This window comes from Rugosimonospora africana (genome assembly GCF_016862975.1).
In the GTDB taxonomy this organism is placed as follows: Bacteria; Actinomycetota; Actinomycetes; order Mycobacteriales; family Micromonosporaceae; genus Rugosimonospora; species Rugosimonospora africana.
This window is the reverse complement of sequence record NZ_BONZ01000175.1, coordinates 1-1,102: the sequence shown is the minus strand read 5'-3', so window position 1 is coordinate 1,102 and position 1,102 is coordinate 1. Positions and strand designations below refer to the sequence as shown.

At 69.3% G+C, this 1,102-nt stretch carries 1 protein-coding gene; it reads left to right on the top strand.

All coding sequences use genetic code 11. The features are described 5' to 3' along the window. Positions 1-128: 128 nt before the first annotated feature. Positions 129-1,102: TQO small subunit DoxD (locus Raf01_RS49070; protein ID WP_203925066.1), on the top strand; the 974-nt coding region annotated here is incomplete at its 3' end.

Sequence of the window (1,102 nt, the reverse complement as noted above, 5' to 3'; positions counted from 1 at the left end):
CGGCTCCGAGAACCCTCTAAGAATGCCGGCACAGACTGTACCTGCACCACCACGGCGACCACGACGGATGGTGGGCACACCCCCCGGACACACTCGCTGGCGAGTCATCGAAATGGAGGGGGCAACCCATGTCCACCAGACGCGGATCCACCGCGGCGAAGAATCCGAGACCAGCGCCGAGTGCGCCGGTTGTTCCCACAAGCAGGTGGCAGCGCCTGAGCCGCGACCCCCGCCTCGGCGAGGCGGCCTGGGTACTGTTGCCGTTGCGGGCGTTCCTCGGCGTGACGTTCCTGTACGCCGGCCTCTCCAAGATATTCGACCCGCACTACCTCAACGACTCGTCACCGTTGGGTGTGCACGCACAGATGCTGCACGCGGCGACGGGCTCGCCGATCGGCCCTCTGGTCACGTTCAGCGCCCAGCACGCGACCGTGACCGGGCTGATGATCGCCTTCGGGGAGGCGGCGGCCGGCCTCGGCGCGCTGGTCGGCCTGTTCACCCGGGCCGCGGCCGCCGCGGGGGTACTCCTGGCGTTGTCGTTCTTCCTGACCGTCAGCTGGCGCACCACGCCGTACTACTTCGGGTCCGACATCGTGTTCGTGTTCGCGTGGACGCCGCTGCTGCTCGCCGGTGACGGTGACCTGTTGTCGGTACGCACACTCGTGCGCCGGTGGGTACGCGGACAGTTGCGGCTGTCGGCCATCCCCGATCCCCGGGAGTCGATTTCGACCAGTCTCCTGACCGCCGAGGTGAACCGGCGTACGGCGGTGACCAGCGGTGTCATCGCCGGTGTGATCGGCGCCGCCGGGTTGGTTACCGGCTCGGCGTTGGCCCTGGGGCGACGCGGCTCTGGACCCGCCTCAGCCCCCGCGTCCGGCACCACTCCCGCCGGCCCGGTAGCCCAGAGCTCAGGTACACCGACCACCGGAACGGCAACGACTGCGCCCACCCCCGCGGCGGGCCGAACGATCGCCAAGGCCAGCGATGTCGCCGTGGGCAACGCCAAGAGCTTCAGCACGGCCGACGGCAACCCGGCCTGGCTCCTGCACCCGAGCCAAGGCACGTTCAAGGCATACAGTGCGGTGTGCACGCACCAGGGTTG